Source organism: Clostridium sp. E02, from assembly GCF_003833015.1.
GTDB lineage: Bacteria > Bacillota > Clostridia > Lachnospirales > Lachnospiraceae > Lacrimispora.
The window spans coordinates 108,990-127,802 of sequence record NZ_RJLQ01000009.1 but is presented as its reverse complement, the minus strand read 5'-3'; the positions used below and the strand labels follow the sequence as shown (position 1 = coordinate 127,802).

The following is an 18,813-nucleotide window of genomic DNA, read 5'->3' as shown; positions in this document are numbered from 1 at the left end:
AACAAGATAAAGTGACAAAAGTACGATTGTATACAGATGGAGCTGCAAGAGGAAACCCAGATGGACCAGGTGGTTATGGAGCAGTCTTGCAGTTTACGGATTCCAAGGAGCAGCTCCATGAGAAGACACTGTCGGCTGGTTATGAAAAAACCACAAATAACCGGATGGAATTGATGGCGGTAATCGCAGGGCTGGAAGCACTTACCAGACCCTGTCAGGTAGAAGTATATTCCGATTCCAAATATGTTACCGATGCCTTTAACCAGCATTGGATTGATAACTGGGTGAAAAATAACTGGAAGAGAGGCAAAAGTGGTCCTGTAAAAAATATTGACTTATGGGAAAGACTTTTAAGCGCCAAAGAGCCCCATCAGGTCACCTTTCACTGGGTGAAAGGACATGCTGGCCATCCAATGAATGAACGGTGCGACGTGCTTGCTACCAGTGCAGCAGATGGGAACAATCTTCTGGTGGATGAAGGGGGTTAGGCACCCATTTATGGGGGACAGTAAAAGCTTACATATCTCTTACAATGTCTTACTATATGTGAATTTCTATTTTCAATCATCTTTATTTGTGTTATGGTAATTTTATCAAATCATGTAAGGATGAAAGCTCATGAAAAAGAATAGAGGGATTTGGATTGTAATAGGCTGCATACTAGTTATCGGAATCTTGGTGACCTATGCCACCTTCACCTATGTAAAACAGAAAGAGAGCATGACAGATCCTTACCAAGTTTCAGGATTTATCAATCATGAGATAAAAGAAGAGGTTTCTCAAGAGGAAAAAATCCTGGAAACCCCTCCTGAAAAAGTAGTTGATTCCAAGTCATCAGAAGATTTAGAAGATCCAGAAGAAGATTCTTTCGAGGAAGAAGACATTCCCGTACCTTCTCCAATTGATTCGGATGACGAACCACAATCCGAGCCCATGATGCGTTCCAGCCAATCAAAGAAGGGACCTGATGAAAGTAAAATCTTTAAATCACAGGAAAATGATATGCCAGAGGTATCCGTCTCTCCCGTGAGTCCGGATACAAAAGCTAAGTTATTCTCGGATTCCAAACCGATAGAGGAATCAAACTACTATGAGAAAAACCTGATGGATCTGGATTCAAAGATTAAAAAGATGTGGGATGAATCGGGTGATTCCAACACTTATTCCATGAAGGCTATGGCAGAGAAAGAATTAAAGGCATGGACCAGAGAGATGGATATTATCTATGGTTCAGTATACGAAAATCTCGAGGAAGAAGATAAAAAGAATCTGGAAGAGTCGCAGCAGGCATGGACGAAAATTAGGGATAAAAAGGCAGAGGAAGCAGCTCAAAGATACAGTGGAGGAACACTGGAGGGGCTTGAGTACACAGCAACACTGTCCGCAGAGACAAGAGCTAGAGCCTATGCACTGATACGTGAATATGGTGAAATTCTCACAAAAAAGGCAAATTAAGAAAAGTGCGGTTTTTATACCGTGCTTTTTTTAGTAAAAAATTCCATCGTTATATCTTGATAAATAAAAAACCTTGTGATAGGATAATAAAATGAGTAATATTATATCAAAAATTAGGGAGGAATAAAAATATGACAGCAATCGTTGCAAGTTTCCTTGGAACAGCAATAAAATTTATATTTTTTGTATTTCTTGCATGGGGCGGAATTATCTGCGGAAAGAAATACAGAGATCACAAAGATGCCATAAGTGCCTCTCATGTGGCAGACGAAACTAAATAACTAACGGAGGACAGGAACGTGAAGAATTACGGTGTGAATGATCTGAGGAGAATGTTCCTTGATTTTTTTGAAAGTAAGGGACATCTGGCTATGAATAGCTTCTCTTTGGTTCCGCATAATGATAACAGCTTGCTGTTGATCAATTCAGGGATGGCGCCTCTGAAGCCATATTTTACAGGACAGGAGATTCCGCCAAAGAAAAGGGTGACTACCTGCCAGAAGTGTATCCGAACAGGAGATATTGAAAATGTAGGGAAAACAGCACGTCATGGCACCTTTTTTGAGATGTTGGGAAACTTCTCATTTGGGGACTATTTTAAGAATGAAGCGATTCAATGGTCTTGGGAATTTTTAACTGAGGTAGTTGGGCTTGACCCAGACAGGCTGTATCCCTCCGTATATCAAGAAGATGATGAGGCATTCGATATCTGGAATCTTAAGATCGGTATTGATAAGGATCGAATTTTTCGCCTTGGAAAAGAGGACAACTACTGGGAGCATGGAGCTGGTCCTTGCGGCCCTTGTTCTGAGATATACTACGACCGCGGAGAAAAATTTGGTTGTGGCAAACCGGACTGTACCGTTGGATGTGAATGCGATCGCTATATGGAAATTTGGAATAACGTATTTACGCAGTTCGAGAATGATGGTCATGGGCATTATGTAGAACTTGATCAGAAAAATATAGATACCGGTATGGGACTAGAGCGTCTTGCTGTGGTTGTTCAGGATGTGGATACCATCTTTGATATAGATACCGTGAAAACCCTTCTAAACCGAGTTGCAGATTTGGCTAGAACAGAATATAAAAAGGATTTGGCTGTAGATGTGTCACTTCGTCTGATTGCAGATCATATTCGTTCTTGTACTTTTATGATCTCCGATGGTATTATGCCTTCGAATGAGGGACGTGGTTATGTCCTGAGACGTTTGTTGCGAAGAGCGGCTAGACATGGGAAATTATTGGGAATAAACGGGGAATTTCTTGCTGAATTATCTTCAACAGTGATTGAATTGTCAAAAGATGGGTATCCGGAGCTGGAAGATAAAAAAGCCATGATACGAAAGGTTTTAATCCAAGAAGAGGATAAGTTTAATAAGACGATTGATCAGGGTCTTGCAATCTTAAACGACATGGAAGAAGAGATGATTCAGAAAAAAGAAACCATATTATCGGGTGAAGCTGCGTTTAAACTATACGATACTTATGGATTTCCTCTTGACCTTACGAAAGAAATATTGGAAGAAAAACAGTTAAACGTGGATGAAGATGGATTTCAGGCTGCGATGCAAAAACAGAGAGAAACAGCAAGAAATGCCAGAAAAACCACCAATTATATGGGAGCCGATGTAACGGTATACCAATCTCTTGACCTAGCTCTTACCACTGAGTTTACAGGATATGACGATTTAAACTGCAGTACAGTAATTTCGGCTCTCACCACAGAAACCGATCTGGTCGAAGCACTCACAGATGGTGAGATTGGTACTATAATTACAGAGAAAACTTCTTTCTATGGAACCATGGGGGGACAGCAGGGAGATACGGGTTACATTGTAAGTGAAAACGGAGAATTTAAAGTAGAGGAAACCATTCATTTACAGGGCGGTAAGATTGGTCATGTAGGCCGGATGACAAAAGGGATGCTAAAGATCCAAGATGTGGTGACCTGCAGCGTCAATGAAGAAAACAGGCTCAATACTGGTAAAAATCACAGTGCCACCCATTTATTACAAAAAGCATTGAGAACCGTATTAGGAAATCACGTGGAACAGGCAGGATCCTATGTAAGCGGAGACAGACTTAGGTTTGACTTTACCCATTTTTCCGCATTGACTCCTCAAGAGATTAAAGACGTAGAAGATCTTGTGAATGAAAAAATAAGAGCTTCCCTTGCCGTAGCCACTCAGGTTATGTCTCTTGATGAAGCAAAAAAATCTGGTGCAATGGCGCTATTTGGCGAAAAGTATGGAAATAAGGTACGTGTTGTAACAATGGGGGATTTTTCTACCGAACTTTGCGGAGGAACCCATATTAAAAATACATCTGCCATAGGATCATTTAAAATTCTGTCTGAAACAGGAATTGCTGCTGGAGTTCGCAGGATAGAGGCATTGACCGGTGATGGCCTGGTGGACTATTACCAGGAGTCAGAAAAAGTGCTTCATGAGGCAGCAAAACTTTTAAAGGTGAATTCGTCTGCATTAGTGGATAAAATTGAATCCCTTTTAGAAGAAATAAAAGCTTTGCATTCAGAAAGTGAAAAATTAAAAAGCAAGCTGGCAAAAGATTCTCTTGGAGATGTAATGAACCAGGTAAATGATGTAAATGGTGTGAAAGTACTGGCAGTAAAGGTATTGGATGTAGATATGAATGGACTTCGTAATCTGGGAGATCAATTAAAAGATCGATTGGGCGAGGGCGTTATTGTAATTGCTTCGATTCAGGAAGAAAAAGTTAATTTAATGGCAACGGTTACACAAGTAGCTCAAGAAAAGGGTGCCCATGCAGGCAACCTGATCAAAGCGATTGCATCACTCATTGGCGGCGGCGGCGGTGGACGCCCAAACATGGCGCAGGCAGGTGGTAAAAATCCGGCTGGCGTTGACGCTTGTCTTCAAAAAGTATCAGAAGTTGTTGCCGAACAGATTAAATTGTCATAAACAGCAATAAAATTGAAATTTTTTTCTTGACGTACGGCAAAATTATGCTATAATCATATCAGTGCTATAAAATACCCAAACAGTTGTATTATGCACAAGTACACAACTGGAGGGAGGTTAGGTGTGAGCTATGTCAAATGTAATCGTTAAAGACAACGAAACCTTAGATAGCGCTTTACGCAGATTCAAAAGAAACTGTGCGAAAGCAGGTATCCAACAGGAAATTCGTAAAAGAGAGCATTACGAGAAGCCAAGCGTAAGACGTAAGAAAAAGTCTGAAGCTGCAAGAAAACGTAAATATAACTAAATGTTAATCGATAAACCCCTGGTCATGTTCCGATATGATCAGGGGTTTTTTCGACTTTTTATGTGTTTCGAATTTTCCATATCTTATTTGCATATAGTATAAATGAATGAAATATGAAAGGCAGAAAAGGTATGTTGGAGGAGACAAAGGGAAAAGCAGTTTCTGCCCTCAGACTTCCGAAAGATGTGGTTCTTGGAGAAGTTCTTGTATCTTTTCTGGGGCGTCACAGTGTGGTGATAGAAAATTACAGGAGTATTATCCTATACACGGATAGTCTGATTAAGCTTCAGGCAAAAAACTGTCGGGTGATCATAGGAGGGAATCGGTTGATGATTGAGTATTACACCAAAGAAGAAATGAAAATAAACGGTTCTATAAAATCCCTGGAATTTGAATAAAGGAAGTGGAGGTGAAAGAATGCTTGCTTGGATTAGCCGACGGTTTTTGGGATATCTTTTTGTTGAAATAACCGGGTTTTCCCCGGAACGTTTTTTAAATATGTGTAATGTTCATGAAATTGAATTATGGAAAGTAAATAATTCCGGTCAATCCTATCGATTTTTTATGACTGTTCCTGGGTTTCGAAAAATAAAACCACTTGTCCGGAAATCGAAGGTCAGGCTTAGAGTTTTAAAAAAGTTTGGACTTCCTTTTTTTTTACATAGAAATCGAAAACGTAAATTATATGCAGCCGGATGCCTGTTCTTTTTTTTAATTCTTTACTCCCTTTCTCTTTTTCTGTGGGACATTGAATTTGAAGGAAACCAAAGGTATACGTATGATACCCTGTTAAGATTTTGTGAGTCAGTAGAAATACGCTATGGAATGAAAAAGTCAAACATAAACTGCACTGTTCTAGAGGAGTCGCTACGAACCGAATTTCCAGAAATAACATGGGTATCTGCAAGAGTATCAGGAACTAGACTTTTGGTTAAAATAAAAGAAAATGAAGTACTTTCCGCAATTCCCATTAAGGATGATTCGCCCTGTGATCTGATTGCTCAAAAAGATGGAACGATCACCTCCATGATTGTAAGAAGTGGTGTCCCTATGGTGAAAGTAGGAGATCAGGTGGAAAAAGGACAGATTCTCGTCAGTGGAACATTGCCTGTAGTCGATGACAGTGAGACTATTATGAATATCCATTACATTCATTCCGATGCGGATATCCGGGCAAAGACCGAATACCATTATAATCATAAGATTCCGCTGTTTAAACAAGTAGATATGGAAACAGGAAGAATCCGGAAAGGTCATTATATAAGAGTATCACCGTTTTCATTTTTGCTGATCTTACCTCGCCCGGCTGGGACATCATGGAAAAGGACGACTGAAGAAACACAGCTTCATTTATTTCAGAACTTTTATCTGCCCATACATTTGGGTAAAATTACGGCAAAAGAATACGTTTCTTATGAACGTCCTTATACAGAAAAAGAAAAAAAAGAACTGGCGGAACACATGAATGAGGACATTCAAAAAAAATTAATGGAAAAAGGGGTTCAAATTCTGGGAAATCATGTTAAAATACTAGATAATGAATCTTTATGCCAAATCGCTATTGATTTAGCTACAGAGGAACCTTTAGGCCAGTCAGAGGCGGTGGAGATACAAACTACGGATGAACCGGAGGAGACGAATAAAACGAATGAGCGTAATTGAGACAATCATAGATATCCCTGTGGAACATGAAAAAAACGTATGTGGACAATTTGATAGTTACTTAAAAAAGATTGAGCGAACTTTGCATGTAACCATGATTGCAAGAGATGGTGCCCTTAAACTCATTGGTCCAGAACAGATGGTTAAAAAAGGGAAAAGTGTATTTAGTAATTTAATTGAGTTATCAAAGCGTGGTAATATAATAACAGAGCAAAATGTTGATTACGCGTTGTCTCTTTCTTTTACAGAAAGTGATGATCAAATTCTGGAGATTGATAAAGACATTATATGCAGAACCATCAATGGAAAACCAGTAAAGCCCAAAACCATTGGCCAAAAACAGTATGTGGATCAGATTCGAAAAAAGATAATTGTATTTGGAATTGGTCCAGCTGGAACCGGCAAAACTTATCTTGCTATGGCCATGGCAATTCAAGCGTTTAAAAACGGAGAGGTAAACCGAATCATATTAACCAGACCCGCAATTGAGGCTGGTGAAAAGCTAGGATTTCTACCTGGAGATCTACAAAGTAAAATAGATCCCTATTTACGGCCACTCTATGATGCGTTATATCAAATTATGGGAGCGGAAAGCTATCTTCATAATGCAGAAAAGGGACTGATTGAAGTGGCACCTCTTGCTTATATGAGAGGAAGAACTTTAGATAACGCTTATATTATTCTAGATGAGGCTCAGAATACTACGCCTGCCCAGATGAAGATGTTTCTTACCAGAATCGGCTTTGGATCTAAAGTCATCGTTACTGGAGATCAGACGCAGAAGGATCTTCCTGCTAGCGCTGCTTCCGGTCTTGACATGGCAAAGAGAATATTAAATAAAATTGATGACATCGGTTTCTGTCAGCTTACAAGCAGTGATGTTGTTAGACATCCATTGGTTCAAAAAATCGTTCAGGCTTATGAAGAGTATGAGTCAAGGAAAGAACCAGTTGATAAAAAGGGGAAAATATTTACCGAAAGAAAGGCACGAAATGACAATTAATATAGAATATGAGGCAGACAATAAATTGGATATCCCCTACGAAAAGATCATTCATGAAATAATGGAAGAATCTCTGGACTATGAAAACTGTCCGTATGAAGCAGAAGTTAATGTTTTAATTACAGGAAATGAAGAAATTTGCCGTATTAATCAGGAGTTTCGCACGATTGATCGCCCCACAGATGTACTTTCATTTCCGATGGTGGAGTTTGAGGCTCCATCCGATTTTGATTTTTTAGAAGATGCATCTGCATTTGATTGTTTCAATCCGGAATCCGGAGAACTTCTTCTTGGAGACATCGTTATATCTGTGGACAAGGTTATAGAACAGGCAGAGAAATATGGACATTCACAGACACGAGAGTTTGCTTTCCTGGTGGCGCACAGTATGCTCCATTTATGTGGATACGATCATATGGAAGAAGAGGAACGGCTTTTGATGGAAGGAAAGCAGGAGGAAATATTAAACCGGAAGGGGTACGTGAGATGATAAAAAAGGGGTTATTCGGTGTTGCCTGTGTTGCAATGACGGTTATTTGTTTATCCGGGTGTGGGCTAAAAGACAAAGAAACATCAATGACCGGATCCCTTACAGAGTCAGGCGATTTGTCTGAAACAAAAGAAATAACCATAACCAGTGAAACAGAAGAATTGAATACAGACAAAGCTTCTGGTCCGTATACGTTTGAAGAACGTTTGGAAAAAGACGGGAAAATTCGCAGTTACCTTACAGGAGAGATGGTTTCTGTCACGATTGGGAATAGAAGACCAATTGCAGTCATGATGAGCAATGACAAAGCGGCGCTCCCACAATATGGGATCAACCGGGCAGGAGTCGTTTATGAGGCACCCGTGGAGGGCGGTATGAACCGCTTTATGGCAATCATAGAGAATTACGATGACTTAAAGAGAATTGGGTCCGTCAGAAGCTGCAGAACGTACTATACATACTTCGCCAGAGAATTTGATGCAATTTATGCCCATTACGGTCAAAGTACCTTTGCAAAGCCATATTTATCGAATGTTGATCACATCAATGGATTAGAAGCGATTGGGTCAGTGGCATATTTTCGAACCAAAGACAGAAAATCTCCCCACAACGCATATACAAGTGCTGCGAGGTTGAATCAGTCCATTGAAAAACTTGGTTTTACAAAATCTTATGATACCAAATATCGCGGCCATTATCAGTTTGCAAGATCCAATCAAAAGGTTACGTTAAAAAATGCTTCCGATGGGAAAGATGCTTATAAAGTTGACCCAGGTTACGTTTTGAACAAGCCATGGTTTGAATATCATGAAGAGGATGGTCTATATTACCGTTATCAGTATGGCAAGCCCCATATGGGAGAGGAAGGACAGATTAAAGTAAAAAACATCATTTTGCAGTACTGTCCCATGGCGCATTATGCCACTACGGAATATTTAAATTTGAATGTACAGGATGATTCTTACGGCACTTATGTGACGGAAGGAAGAGCGATTCCTGTAAAGTGGTCAAAGGATGGGGAATTTGGTCCCACACATTATTACGACATGGAGAATAAAGAGATCATCCTGAACCAGGGAAAAACCTGGGTATGTGTAATATCCGCACAGGATTCTCCCAATGTAAAATTATATGGAAAACAATAGGAAGAAAAAAAAGACAAATAGCAGAGGTTCCTCTAGTTTTCTGGTTCAGGGGATTATTTTAGCAGCAGCAGGAATTATTGTTCGCGTTATCGGTATGTTTTACCGGATTCCGCTAGCAGATATATTAGGAGATGAAGGGAATGGGTATTACAGTTCCGCTTTTTCTATTTACTCCATTCTTTTGATTGTATCTTCCTACAGCCTGCCTACTGCGGTTTCCAAGATGATTGCAACCAGATTGGCTAGAAGGGAATACATAAATTCTTTAAGGGTACTTAAAGTCTCATTGTTTTATGGAACCGTAGTCGGTGGCATCGGAGCATCGGTTCTTTGGTTTGGGGCTGATTTATTTGCGAATAAGTTTTTGCAGATGCCATTTACCAGTTATGCTTTGAAAACTTTGGCGCCAACCATTTTAATCATTGCATATTTGGGAGTTTTTCGGGGATATTTTCAAGGTCTGGGTACCATGATGCCTACTGCTGTTTCCCAGATCCTAGAGCAGATTATCAATGCTGTAATAAGTATCTATGCCGCATCAAAATTGTTTCAGGTTGGACTTCACTCCAATGCTGTTTTCGGATCAAACCAATATTCGTATGCGTTTGGCGCAGCGGGAGGGACCATCGGAACTGGTGTTGGAGCTTTGGCGGCATTTTTGTTTCTAGGTTTTATTTTATTTAACTACCGGCCAGTCATTAAAAAAAGAGTTCGGAAAGATCGGAGCAGACGCAGAGAAACTTACACAGAAATTTCGGGTTTGCTGATTATGACCGTATTGCCTATTGTATTTAGCAGTGTAGCTTATAACATCAGCATTGTAATTGATAATAGTATCTACGGGAATGGTATGGTTTTTCTTGGGATGAAGACGTCTGAGATTGCAGTAAACTGGGGGATTTATTCAGGAAAATATCGGTTGCTTTTTAATATACCGGTTGCCATCGCCAATTCTCTATCCTCTGCATTGATCCCATCTTTATCACAGGCAGTCGCAGGAAAAGAGAAAAAACTGATAACCAATAAAATCTCTATGGTAATCCGCATGTCAATGATTATAGCCATTCCTGCCACGGTAGGTTTGACCGTACTCGCTGCGCCAATCTGTAATTTGCTGTTTCACAGAAGTGATAATACAGCGCTTATTCGCATGATGATATACGGTTCCATAGCTGTTGTTTTTTTCTCCCTGTCAACGGTTACCAATGCTGTGTTACAAGGAATCAATCATATGCAGGTGCCACTAAAGCATGCGCTGATCTCTTTGGTACTTCATGTAGGAATCCTTTGCATTATGCTGTTTGGATTTCATTTGGGGATTTATGGAGTTTTGTTCTCTAATATCTTATTTGCAGTGATGATGTGTTCATTAAATGGATATGCAATCCGTAGGATCCTGAATTATAGACAGGAGATAAAGAAGACGTTTCTTCTTCCCACACTGTCTGCGAGTATCATGGGGGCTGCAGCCTATGGTGTTCACTTTATCGTATATTTGGTAATAAAAAGCAATTTGCTTGGTGTATTAGCAGCAATTCTGACTGCAGTCATTTTTTATGGAGTTTTACTGCTTAAACTACAATGTGTGTCTGAAAATGAGCTTCTTAGCTTTCCGGGGGGGCGTAAACTGACACGGCTTGCACGAAAATTCCATTTATTGTGATTAAAATGGAAAAAGAAAGCAGATACTATACTTACTTGAAGGAGGTATCATCTCATGAAGAAGTATATGTTCTGCTTTCTTTTGTTCGTTGCGGCATCTGCAATCTGTTTAGGAATTGGGTTTGCCATTACAAAGGACAGCGTCCGGCCGGAAGAGGCCGTGCCTGGGGCGACCATTGAAACAGAAACTGTGACAGAAGCACAGATCGTGATTAATCAGCAAGACGTTAAACCTGCAAATGCGAAGGAGAAAGAAAAATATTATCTTGTCTCAGAGGACGGATATCTACTCGTCCTCTATCAGGATAAAACAACCATATGTCTTTATACCCATATGCCAGTAACCGATTTTCCAGAGGAAGAGCGGGGGAAGTTAATGGATGGGATATGGTTTTCTTCCATGATCGAGGTATTCAATTACCTAGAATCTTATACAAGTTAAAATCAATAAAAAGAGGCAGACCGTGATGAATAGGTCTGAGAATAGACACAGGAGGACAACATGAGATCGCAGGTAATCGTAGTAGGGGCAGGAGCTTCTGGTCTGACTGCAGCTATATTCGCAGCCAGACAGGGGGCTTGTGTGACTCTATTGGAACACAAGCCAAAACCAGGGAAAAAGCTGCTTTCTACCGGAAATGGAAAATGCAACATCACGAATCTGATGACACCAAAAGGCGCCTATCGTGGCGGAAACCCGGATTTCATAAAAACAGTACTGGATCAGTTTTCAACGGAACAAACGCTAGAATTTTTTCGTGAACTTGGAATGGTACTTACCAATCGAAATGGGTATGTCTATCCTTACTCCGGACAAGCAGTTACAGTATTGGAATCCCTGTTATTTGAGCTGGGGCATCTGGGTGTAAAGACAGTAACAGATTGCGAAGTTGAATCCATAAAAAAAGATTTAACCGTTCAGACAACAAAGGGATCGTATCGGGCGGATGGCGTAATTCTGGCGGCTGGTTCTATGGCGGCTCCAAAAACTGGTTCAGATGGAAGCGGGTATCAATTGGCAAAGTCTATGGGGCACCGTATCATTAAACCTCTGCCAGCACTGGTACAGCTTCGGTGCAAGGAACCATGGTATTCCCAGGCTGCCGGAGTTCGGACGGAAGCTTGTGTCAGTCTGTACATAGACGGAAAACAGGTTGCAAAAGACCAGGGAGAACTCCAGTTTACGGATTATGGAATCTCTGGAATTCCGGTTTTTCAGATCAGCCGGTTTGCAGCAAAGGGATTGGACGCAGGGGCAAAAGTTAGAGCAGAGATTGACTTGTTTTCTGCTATGGATCGGGATTGTATGGAACGGTTTTTATTTGACCGGAAACAGCAGTTCTCTTACCGGTCTGCCAAAGAGTTCCTTCATGGGGTGATCCATGAAAAGCTGGGAAATATTTTATTAAAAGAAGCTGGAATTGTTAAAATGAATAAAAGTAAGGAGATTCCAACAGAAAACATAAAAAGGCTGGTGGATGCGATGAAAGGATTGCAAACCGTGGTTACAGAAACCAATTCTTTTTTACAATGTCAAGTATGCAGCGGAGGAATTGATACAAGAGAAGTAGATCCTCACACCATGGAATCAAAGCGGATTCCCGGTCTTTATCTGGCAGGGGAAATTCTTGATGTTGATGGAATTTGTGGAGGTTACAATTTACAGTGGGCATGGGCGAGTGGGAAATCAGCCGGGATTCATGCAGGAAGAAGGAAAATATGATACGAATTAATCAGTTAAAATTACCGGTGGATCACACCGAAGAAGATTTATTAAACCAAGCAGCGAAATTATTAAGAATACCTGTAAAAGAAATACAATCTATTAAAATTATAAAACAATCCGTAGATGCCCGGAAAAAAGATGAGATTCATTTTACTTACAGCATCGATGCAAAAACACAAAAAGAAGAAACCGTGATACATAGGGCAAAGAATGCAAATGTATTAAAGACAGTAAAAAAAGGATACCACTTTCCTAAAATTGGATACGAGTCGATGAAAAACCGGCCGGTTATCATAGGTTCTGGTCCCGCAGGCCTTTTTTGCGGTGTGATGTTAGCGCGCAATGGATATCGTCCCCTTATATTAGAACGCGGGGAATCGGTAGACAAACGACAAAAATCGGTTGAATCTTTTTGGAATGGAGGGGAAGTAAACCCTCAGAGCAATGTTCAGTTTGGAGAAGGCGGAGCCGGGACTTTTTCAGATGGGAAATTAAATACGCTGGTTAAGGATCCATTTTTGAGAAGCAGAAAAGTTTTGGAATTATTTATTGAATTTGGGGCGGATCCTTCGATTCTTTATAAGAATAAGCCTCACATCGGGACTGACGTTTTAAGTGACATTGTGAAAAATATGAGGTTAGAGATCAACCGTCTTGGGGGTGAAGTTCGTTTTAACGCTCAGGTTACAGATTTTGTCATCAAAGACGGTTCCTTAAGTGCCGTCAAGGTTAATGATGCAGAAGAAATCCCAGCGGATGTATTGGTCTTGGCTGTCGGACACAGTGCGCGGGATACCTTTGAAGTTTTAGAACAGAGAGGATTTCCGATGGAAGCCAAGCCATTCGCCGTAGGGCTTAGGATACAGCATCCACAAGAAGCGATCAATCTATCTCAATACGGGTGTAAGAAATCAAAGATTTTAGGGGCGGCAGATTATAAATTGACGCATAAAAGCAGCAACGGAAGAGGGATCTATACTTTTTGTATGTGTCCTGGCGGCTATGTAGTGAATGCTTCTTCTGAGAAAGGACGTCTGGCGATCAATGGAATGAGCTATCATGACCGAGCTGGAGTGAATGCAAACAGTGCCTTAATCGTTACAGTGACTCCTGAAGATTTTGGAGACAGTTCTCCCTTATCGGGAATTGCGTATCAAAGAAAGCTGGAAGAAGCTGCTTATCAATGTGGAAATGGAAAAATACCAGTACAGCTTTATGGTGATTTCAAGAAAAACCAACAATCCAAAAGCTTTGGCAGCATACAGCCACAGATAAAAGGCCTTTATGAATTCTCGGATTTAAGAAGTATTCTTCCTAGCTGCTTATCGGATTCCATCCTAGAAGGGGTAGAGACGTTTGCACGAAAAATTAATGGGTTCAACGCACCGGACGCAATTTTGGCTGGTGTGGAAAGCAGAACTTCTTCCCCGGTGCGCATTCTAAGAGACGATAATTTTGAAAGCCATATGAAAGGGGTGTATCCCTGTGGAGAAGGCGCTGGTTACGCTGGAGGGATCACTTCCGCTGCAATGGATGGACTGAAAGTTGCGGAGGCCATTGCTTCCCGTTATCATAAGTTTTAATCTAAATTGACGAATTGCATAAAATGATGTAAGATATGAAACAAAAGAAATCAGAAAGCGAATGAAGAATATGTACGTTGAGGAACGAGCAAAATTAAAAAACAAAAAAAGAATTGTAATAAAAATTGGTTCTTCATCCTTAACCCATACTCATACCGGTGATTTAAATCTAATCAAGATGGAACGCCTGGTTCGTGTGATCTGTGATTTAAAGGCACAGGGTAAGGATGTAGTACTCGTATCTTCTGGTGCGATTGCAGCTGGGAGACAGGCTCTTGGACGGCACAAAAGACCAGATACTCTCTCTGAAAAACAAGCATTTGCTGCCGTAGGGCAGGCTAGATTGATGATGGTATATCAGAAACTTTTTGCAGAATACAATCAAATCGCTGCCCAGGTCCTTTTGACGAAAAACACCATGGTGAAAGAGATCAGCCGTTTCAATGCCCAGAACACATTTGATGAGCTTTTAAAACTAGGGACCATACCCATTGTCAATGAAAACGATACCGTTTCCACGTTTGAGATTCCTTTGGTGGATTATTTTGGCGACAACGACCGCCTTTCTGCCATTGTTGCTGCATTAATCGGTGCAGACCTATTGATTCTGTTATCAGATATTGATGGCCTTTATTCCGATGATCCTAGATGTAATCCAGATGCCCAATTCATTAATTTAGTCAGACAGATTACACCAGCACTTATGGAGATGGGAAAATCCACGTCAGGAAGCGATGTGGGAACTGGTGGGATGGCTGCGAAACTGGCCGCAGCCCGGATTGCGACAGACAGTGGCTCTGATATGATTGTAGCAAATGGGAAACAAGTAGAAGTCATTGATCAGATTTTAAAAGGAGTTGAAATAGGTACTTTATTTTTGGCTCATCCAAATCAGGATTTTGATCTGATGGACTATATTAATCACGAGTATTAAGGAGAATTTCATGAATCAGGATAAAATAGACAGAATCAATACACTTTATCACAAAGCGAAAGCAACCGGACTCACAGAAGAAGAGAAAGAAGAACAGAAATTATTGAGAAATGAATACATCATGTCCATACGAAGCAGCTTAAGAGGAAATTTAGACAACATTTCCATAAAGGAAGAAGATGGCTCAATAACAGACCTTGGAAAAAAACATGGAAATGTCGGAGAAGAATAAGATCCGGGCAGGGATCAAAAAAGAGCGTAAAGCCGTGGATTCTACTACGGAGTTATTGTGGAATGTATCTATATGCAGCAAACTGTTAGAACTATCGGAGATCCGTAAGGCATTTTGTATCTATTGTTATGCATCTTTCCATAAGGAAGCAGGTACCTGGAAATTCATGGAGGAACTGATCCGGCAAGAGAAATTCGTGGCAATACCCAAAGTGACAGGGAAAGAATTAGAATTTTATATCATATCTGGGAAGATGGATCTGGAAGAAGGCGTTATGGGTATCATGGAACCGAAGGCATCTTGTTTAAAAGTTCATGATCCCAATGCTCCAGTGATTGTTCCGGGTCTGGCTTTTGATCATGAGGGAAACCGGATTGGGTATGGAGGTGGATATTATGATCGTTTCTTTCAGCGGGAACCGGATCATTACCGGATTGCTATTGCCTATGAATTTCAAATAATGGAACAAATTAAAGCCAATTCTCATGATGTACCAGTGGATCGGGTTATTATTCCATAGACAGGACGGAGGAATCTTTTATGACTATATTGGAAATGGGGAAACATGCAAAAGAAATGACCGGAATTATGGGAACCCTAAGCTCAGATAAAAAAAATCTGGGATTGAAAGCCGCCGCAGCCTCTCTGCTAGAAGGTGTTGGTGAAATCCTTTCTGCCAATGAAGTGGATGTACGAGGTGCAATGAATAACGGAATGAGTCCTTCCCTTGTGGATCGATTGAAACTGACCAAGGAACGGATCAAAGCGATGGCGGAAGGACTATTATCCGTGGCTGCACTGGAAGACCCGGTTGGAGAGGTCGTATCGATGAAAGTCCGCCCCAACGGACTTACCATCGGCCAAAAGCGGGTTCCCATGGGAGTGGTGGGTATTATTTATGAAGCCAGACCCAATGTAACCGCAGATGCTTTCGGTCTGTGTTTTAAGTCAGGCAATGCAGTTATATTAAAAGGGGGAAGCGATGCACTGGAATCCAATAAGGCTATCGTAAAGTGGATCCAGATGGGACTAAAGGATGCCGGCTTACCAGAATATGCCATTCAGCTGATTACGGATACAAGCAGGAAAGTGACAAGAGAGTTTATGCGTTTTCGGGATTATGTGGATGTTTTAATTCCTCGCGGAGGTGCTGGATTAATTAAAACGGTAGTAGAAAATAGTACCATTCCGGTGATTGAGACAGGAACTGGGAATTGTCACATTTTTGTAGACGAATCAGCAGATTTTGAGATGGCACTGGATATAATACTGAATGCAAAAACACAAAGAACTGGAGTGTGTAATGCTTGTGAGTCATTGGTGATTCACCGGAATATCGCATCTAAGTTCCTTCCTCTATTAAAAGAAAAGCTTTCCCCTAAATCTGTAGAAATACGGGCAGATGAAGAATCCTGTGCTATGGTTGATGGTTTTATTCCAGCAACGGAAGAGGACTGGGGAAAAGAATATCTGGACTTGATACTCTCCCTAAAATTAGTTACTTCCATCGAAGAAGCCATTACCCACATCAATCGTTACAACACGAAACATTCAGAAGCCATTATAACTTCGGATTATGCCAATGCACAAAAGTTCTTAAACGAGATAGAGGCAGCAGCAGTTTACGTGAACGCATCCACCCGGTTTACCGATGGATATGAATTTGGATTTGGAGCAGAGATTGGCATCAGCACACAAAAGCTTCATGCCAGAGGGCCGATGGGTTTAAAAGAATTAACAACCACCAAGTATATTATTTATGGATCTGGCCAGATCCGTCCATAGCTTGACTTTCAATTATGGGTATGTTAAAATTTAACTAGATTAATTTTGAGAGGGGTGAAAGAATGAATTGATGATTTCTTGCTAAAGTAACTGCATGATAGAACTGGGATACATGGTATCCTTTCTTGTGCATGTTTTGCAAGGATCTTAATTCATTCTCGTACCCCTCTTTTGTTTTTGAATAAAAGAAGCAGCAAACAGCCCCAAGGCTGTTTTTGTTGCATGCGGCTGTGAGAATAAGATTCTTGCAGCTGTTTTTTGTCTGCAAGATCAGATGAAAAACTTCTGATTCAGAATGTGGTATTTCTGAAGAAATGGAGGTTATTTATGTCGATGATACAAGTAAAAGATTTGTCATTTACCTATGAGGGAAGCAGTGAACCGGTATTTGAACGTGTGACGTTTCAGATTGATACAGACTGGAAGCTTGGCTTTATTGGTAGAAATGGAAGAGGGAAAACAACCTTCTTAAACCTTCTTCAAAAGAAATTAGAGTACACAGGGAAAATCATCTGCGATGTGGAATTTGAATATTTTCCATTTCCAGTGATCCATGAGGAAGAGATAACATATGAGGTCGTTAACTCCTTGCTCCCTTCCTATGAACAATGGGAATTAAAGCGAGAATTATCGAAATTACAGGTGGAAGAAGAGGTACTTAACCGCCCATTTGATACATTATCCAATGGGGAAAGGACTAAAGTTCTACTGGCGGCTCTGTTTTTAAAGGAAAATTGCTTTCTTTTGATTGATGAACCAACCAATCATCTCGATCAGGAAGGCAGAGAATTGGTAAGCAAGTATCTAAACGGCAAAAAGGGATTTATCCTGGTTTCCCACGACCGAACGTTTTTAGATGGTGCGGTCGATCATATATTATCCATAAATAAGACGGATCTAGAAGTCCAAAAGGGGAATTTTTCTTCTTGGCATGAAAACCGTCAGAAACAAGAGCATTTTGAACGAACCGAACAAGAACGGCTGAAAAAAAGCATTCATCGCTTGGAGTCGGCAGCCAGACAGTCAGGGGAATGGGCCGATCAGGTGGAGTCTACAAAAATTGGTAAAAAATCAATGATTTACGAAAAATCCATTGATACCCGTGCGTTTGTGGGGGAGAAATCAAGACGGATGCAAAAGAGACGAAAAAATTTAGAAAAGCGACAGAACCAGGCGATTGAAGAGAAAAAAACACTGTTAAAGAATGTTGAATCCGCCGATTCTTTAAAGTTGTTCCCTCTAAAACATCATTCCCAAAGGTACTTGACTTTAAAAGATCTGGTTCCTATTTACGATCATCCTGTTTGCAAGCCGGTTAATTTGATATTAAAAGAGGGAGACCGCATATTTTTGCAAGGAAAAAATGGCTGCGGAAAGTCTAGTATCATTAAGCTGATCTTAAATGAGCGATATAATACCCCTTCCATTTCTTATGAAGGAATGATAGAAGTGGCAAAAGGGCTCACCGTATCTTACGTTTCTCAGGATACCTCGTTTTTAAAGGGAGACTTAACAGAATATGGTGCGACAGCCGGAGTGGATGATACTTTATTTAAAACACTGCTTCGTAAACTAGATTTTTCCAGGGAACAATTTGCAAAGCCCTTAGAAACTTACAGCGAAGGACAGAAAAAGAAAGTTTTGATTGCCAGAAGTCTTTGCGAGCAGGCACACTTATATATTTGGGATGAACCTCTTAACTTTATCGATGTTTATTCGAGAATTCAGATTGAAAAATTAATCTTGGAATTTAAGCCAACCCTGCTACTGGTGGAACATGATGAGACTTTTAAAGCGCATACAAATACGTCTGTTTTTCAGGTTGAATCGTCCTATTTAGGTGTTTGCAATAAAAACGATTTATGATATAATGGGGAAATCGAA

19 protein-coding genes are annotated in these 18,813 nt (G+C 40.5%); all 19 read left to right on the top strand.

Going from position 1 to position 18,813, the window contains the following annotated elements; all coding sequences use genetic code 11:
- Positions 1-11 precede the first annotated feature (11 nt).
- The 19 genes from rnhA to abc-f all read left to right on the top strand — a co-directional run bounded on the left by rnhA (position 12) and on the right by abc-f (position 18,795).
- The gene (rnhA, locus tag EFT72_RS08575; protein WP_124066499.1) at positions 12-488 is read left to right on the top strand and encodes a ribonuclease HI; all 477 of its coding nucleotides are present in this window, start codon (positions 12-14) and stop codon (positions 486-488) included.
- 130 nt (positions 489-618) lie between these two features.
- Positions 619-1,455 carry a lysozyme inhibitor LprI family protein gene (locus tag EFT72_RS08570; RefSeq protein ID WP_124066498.1) on the top strand — a complete coding sequence of 279 codons (837 nt, stop codon included), beginning with the start codon at positions 619-621 and terminating at the stop codon, positions 1,453-1,455.
- A 131-nt stretch (positions 1,456-1,586) separates the two neighbouring features.
- Positions 1,587-1,736, top strand: coding sequence for a hypothetical protein (locus tag EFT72_RS19260; RefSeq protein WP_164473117.1), 150 nt, complete (start codon positions 1,587-1,589; stop codon positions 1,734-1,736).
- A 51-nt stretch (positions 1,737-1,787) separates the two neighbouring features.
- On the top strand, positions 1,788-4,400 hold the full coding sequence (alaS, locus tag EFT72_RS08565; protein WP_243109978.1) for an alanine--tRNA ligase: 2,613 nt from the start codon (positions 1,788-1,790) through the stop codon (positions 4,398-4,400).
- 130 nt (positions 4,401-4,530) lie between these two features.
- Positions 4,531-4,707, top strand: a complete 177-nt coding sequence (rpsU, locus tag EFT72_RS08560; RefSeq protein WP_008975787.1) for a 30S ribosomal protein S21 — start codon at positions 4,531-4,533, stop codon at positions 4,705-4,707.
- A gap of 131 nt (positions 4,708-4,838) precedes the next feature.
- Positions 4,839-5,105 (top strand): YabP/YqfC family sporulation protein, encoded by a 267-nt coding sequence (locus EFT72_RS08555; RefSeq protein ID WP_124066496.1) that lies wholly within the window; start codon positions 4,839-4,841, stop codon positions 5,103-5,105.
- A gap of 19 nt (positions 5,106-5,124) precedes the next feature.
- Positions 5,125-6,369, top strand: coding sequence for a sporulation protein YqfD (gene yqfD, locus EFT72_RS08550; RefSeq protein ID WP_124066495.1), 1,245 nt, complete (start codon positions 5,125-5,127; stop codon positions 6,367-6,369).
- Complete coding sequence (locus EFT72_RS08545; protein ID WP_124066494.1) at positions 6,356-7,372, top strand: PhoH family protein; 1,017 nt, start codon at positions 6,356-6,358, stop codon at positions 7,370-7,372. Before yqfD ends, EFT72_RS08545 begins: the two co-directional genes overlap by 14 nt.
- Positions 7,362-7,862 (top strand): rRNA maturation RNase YbeY, encoded by a 501-nt coding sequence (gene ybeY / locus EFT72_RS08540; protein ID WP_124066493.1) that lies wholly within the window; start codon positions 7,362-7,364, stop codon positions 7,860-7,862. Before EFT72_RS08545 ends, ybeY begins: the two co-directional genes overlap by 11 nt.
- Positions 7,859-9,007, top strand: coding sequence for a DUF3048 domain-containing protein (locus EFT72_RS08535; protein WP_124066492.1), 1,149 nt, complete (start codon positions 7,859-7,861; stop codon positions 9,005-9,007). The genes ybeY and EFT72_RS08535 overlap by 4 nt, the downstream gene beginning before the upstream one ends.
- Positions 8,994-10,670: a polysaccharide biosynthesis protein gene (locus EFT72_RS08530; RefSeq protein ID WP_124066491.1), complete on the top strand. Its 1,677-nt coding sequence runs from the start codon at positions 8,994-8,996 to the stop codon at positions 10,668-10,670. Before EFT72_RS08535 ends, EFT72_RS08530 begins: the two co-directional genes overlap by 14 nt.
- 54 nt (positions 10,671-10,724) lie before the next feature.
- Entirely contained in the window at positions 10,725-11,111 is a 387-nt protein-coding gene (locus tag EFT72_RS08525; RefSeq protein ID WP_124066490.1) for a hypothetical protein, read from the top strand.
- A 60-nt stretch (positions 11,112-11,171) separates the two neighbouring features.
- Positions 11,172-12,392: an NAD(P)/FAD-dependent oxidoreductase gene (locus EFT72_RS08520; protein ID WP_124066489.1), complete on the top strand. Its 1,221-nt coding sequence runs from the start codon at positions 11,172-11,174 to the stop codon at positions 12,390-12,392.
- Entirely contained in the window at positions 12,389-13,978 is a 1,590-nt protein-coding gene (locus EFT72_RS08515) for an FAD-dependent protein (RefSeq protein ID WP_124066488.1), read from the top strand. Before EFT72_RS08520 ends, EFT72_RS08515 begins: the two co-directional genes overlap by 4 nt.
- A 70-nt stretch (positions 13,979-14,048) precedes the next feature.
- On the top strand, positions 14,049-14,912 hold the full coding sequence (proB, locus tag EFT72_RS08510; protein ID WP_124066544.1) for a glutamate 5-kinase: 864 nt from the start codon (positions 14,049-14,051) through the stop codon (positions 14,910-14,912).
- A 10-nt stretch (positions 14,913-14,922) separates the two neighbouring features.
- The gene (locus EFT72_RS08505; protein WP_124066487.1) at positions 14,923-15,144 is read left to right on the top strand and encodes a DUF896 domain-containing protein; all 222 of its coding nucleotides are present in this window, start codon (positions 14,923-14,925) and stop codon (positions 15,142-15,144) included.
- Positions 15,122-15,664, top strand: a complete 543-nt coding sequence (locus EFT72_RS08500; protein ID WP_124066486.1) for a 5-formyltetrahydrofolate cyclo-ligase — start codon at positions 15,122-15,124, stop codon at positions 15,662-15,664. Before EFT72_RS08505 ends, EFT72_RS08500 begins: the two co-directional genes overlap by 23 nt.
- Before the next feature lie 20 nt (positions 15,665-15,684).
- On the top strand, positions 15,685-16,929 hold the full coding sequence (locus EFT72_RS08495; RefSeq protein ID WP_124066485.1) for a glutamate-5-semialdehyde dehydrogenase: 1,245 nt from the start codon (positions 15,685-15,687) through the stop codon (positions 16,927-16,929).
- Between the two features lie 327 nt (positions 16,930-17,256).
- Entirely contained in the window at positions 17,257-18,795 is a 1,539-nt protein-coding gene (abc-f, locus tag EFT72_RS08490) for a ribosomal protection-like ABC-F family protein (protein WP_124066484.1), read from the top strand.
- Positions 18,796-18,813 lie beyond the last annotated feature (18 nt).

What these genes read in the sequence shown, in the direction of transcription:
- EFT72_RS08570 (WP_124066498.1), top strand. Translation starts at nt 619, where the DNA reads ATGAAAAAGAATAGAGGGATTTGGATTGTAATAGGCTGCATACTAGTT.
- EFT72_RS19260 (WP_164473117.1), top strand. Translation starts at nt 1,587, where the DNA reads ATGACAGCAATCGTTGCAAGTTTCCTTGGAACAGCAATAAAATTTATA.
- alaS (WP_243109978.1), top strand. Translation starts at nt 1,788, where the DNA reads ATGTTCCTTGATTTTTTTGAAAGTAAGGGACATCTGGCTATGAATAGC.
- rpsU (WP_008975787.1), top strand. Translation starts at nt 4,531, where the DNA reads ATGTCAAATGTAATCGTTAAAGACAACGAAACCTTAGATAGCGCTTTA.
- EFT72_RS08555 (WP_124066496.1), top strand. Translation starts at nt 4,839, where the DNA reads ATGTTGGAGGAGACAAAGGGAAAAGCAGTTTCTGCCCTCAGACTTCCG.
- yqfD (WP_124066495.1), top strand. Translation starts at nt 5,125, where the DNA reads ATGCTTGCTTGGATTAGCCGACGGTTTTTGGGATATCTTTTTGTTGAA.
- EFT72_RS08545 (WP_124066494.1), top strand. Translation starts at nt 6,356, where the DNA reads ATGAGCGTAATTGAGACAATCATAGATATCCCTGTGGAACATGAAAAA.
- ybeY (WP_124066493.1), top strand. Translation starts at nt 7,362, where the DNA reads ATGACAATTAATATAGAATATGAGGCAGACAATAAATTGGATATCCCC.
- EFT72_RS08535 (WP_124066492.1), top strand. Translation starts at nt 7,859, where the DNA reads ATGATAAAAAAGGGGTTATTCGGTGTTGCCTGTGTTGCAATGACGGTT.
- EFT72_RS08530 (WP_124066491.1), top strand. Translation starts at nt 8,994, where the DNA reads ATGGAAAACAATAGGAAGAAAAAAAAGACAAATAGCAGAGGTTCCTCT.
- EFT72_RS08525 (WP_124066490.1), top strand. Translation starts at nt 10,725, where the DNA reads ATGAAGAAGTATATGTTCTGCTTTCTTTTGTTCGTTGCGGCATCTGCA.
- EFT72_RS08520 (WP_124066489.1), top strand. Translation starts at nt 11,172, where the DNA reads ATGAGATCGCAGGTAATCGTAGTAGGGGCAGGAGCTTCTGGTCTGACT.
- EFT72_RS08515 (WP_124066488.1), top strand. Translation starts at nt 12,389, where the DNA reads ATGATACGAATTAATCAGTTAAAATTACCGGTGGATCACACCGAAGAA.
- proB (WP_124066544.1), top strand. Translation starts at nt 14,049, where the DNA reads ATGTACGTTGAGGAACGAGCAAAATTAAAAAACAAAAAAAGAATTGTA.
- EFT72_RS08505 (WP_124066487.1), top strand. Translation starts at nt 14,923, where the DNA reads ATGAATCAGGATAAAATAGACAGAATCAATACACTTTATCACAAAGCG.
- EFT72_RS08500 (WP_124066486.1), top strand. Translation starts at nt 15,122, where the DNA reads ATGGAAATGTCGGAGAAGAATAAGATCCGGGCAGGGATCAAAAAAGAG.
- EFT72_RS08495 (WP_124066485.1), top strand. Translation starts at nt 15,685, where the DNA reads ATGACTATATTGGAAATGGGGAAACATGCAAAAGAAATGACCGGAATT.
- abc-f (WP_124066484.1), top strand. Translation starts at nt 17,257, where the DNA reads ATGTCGATGATACAAGTAAAAGATTTGTCATTTACCTATGAGGGAAGC.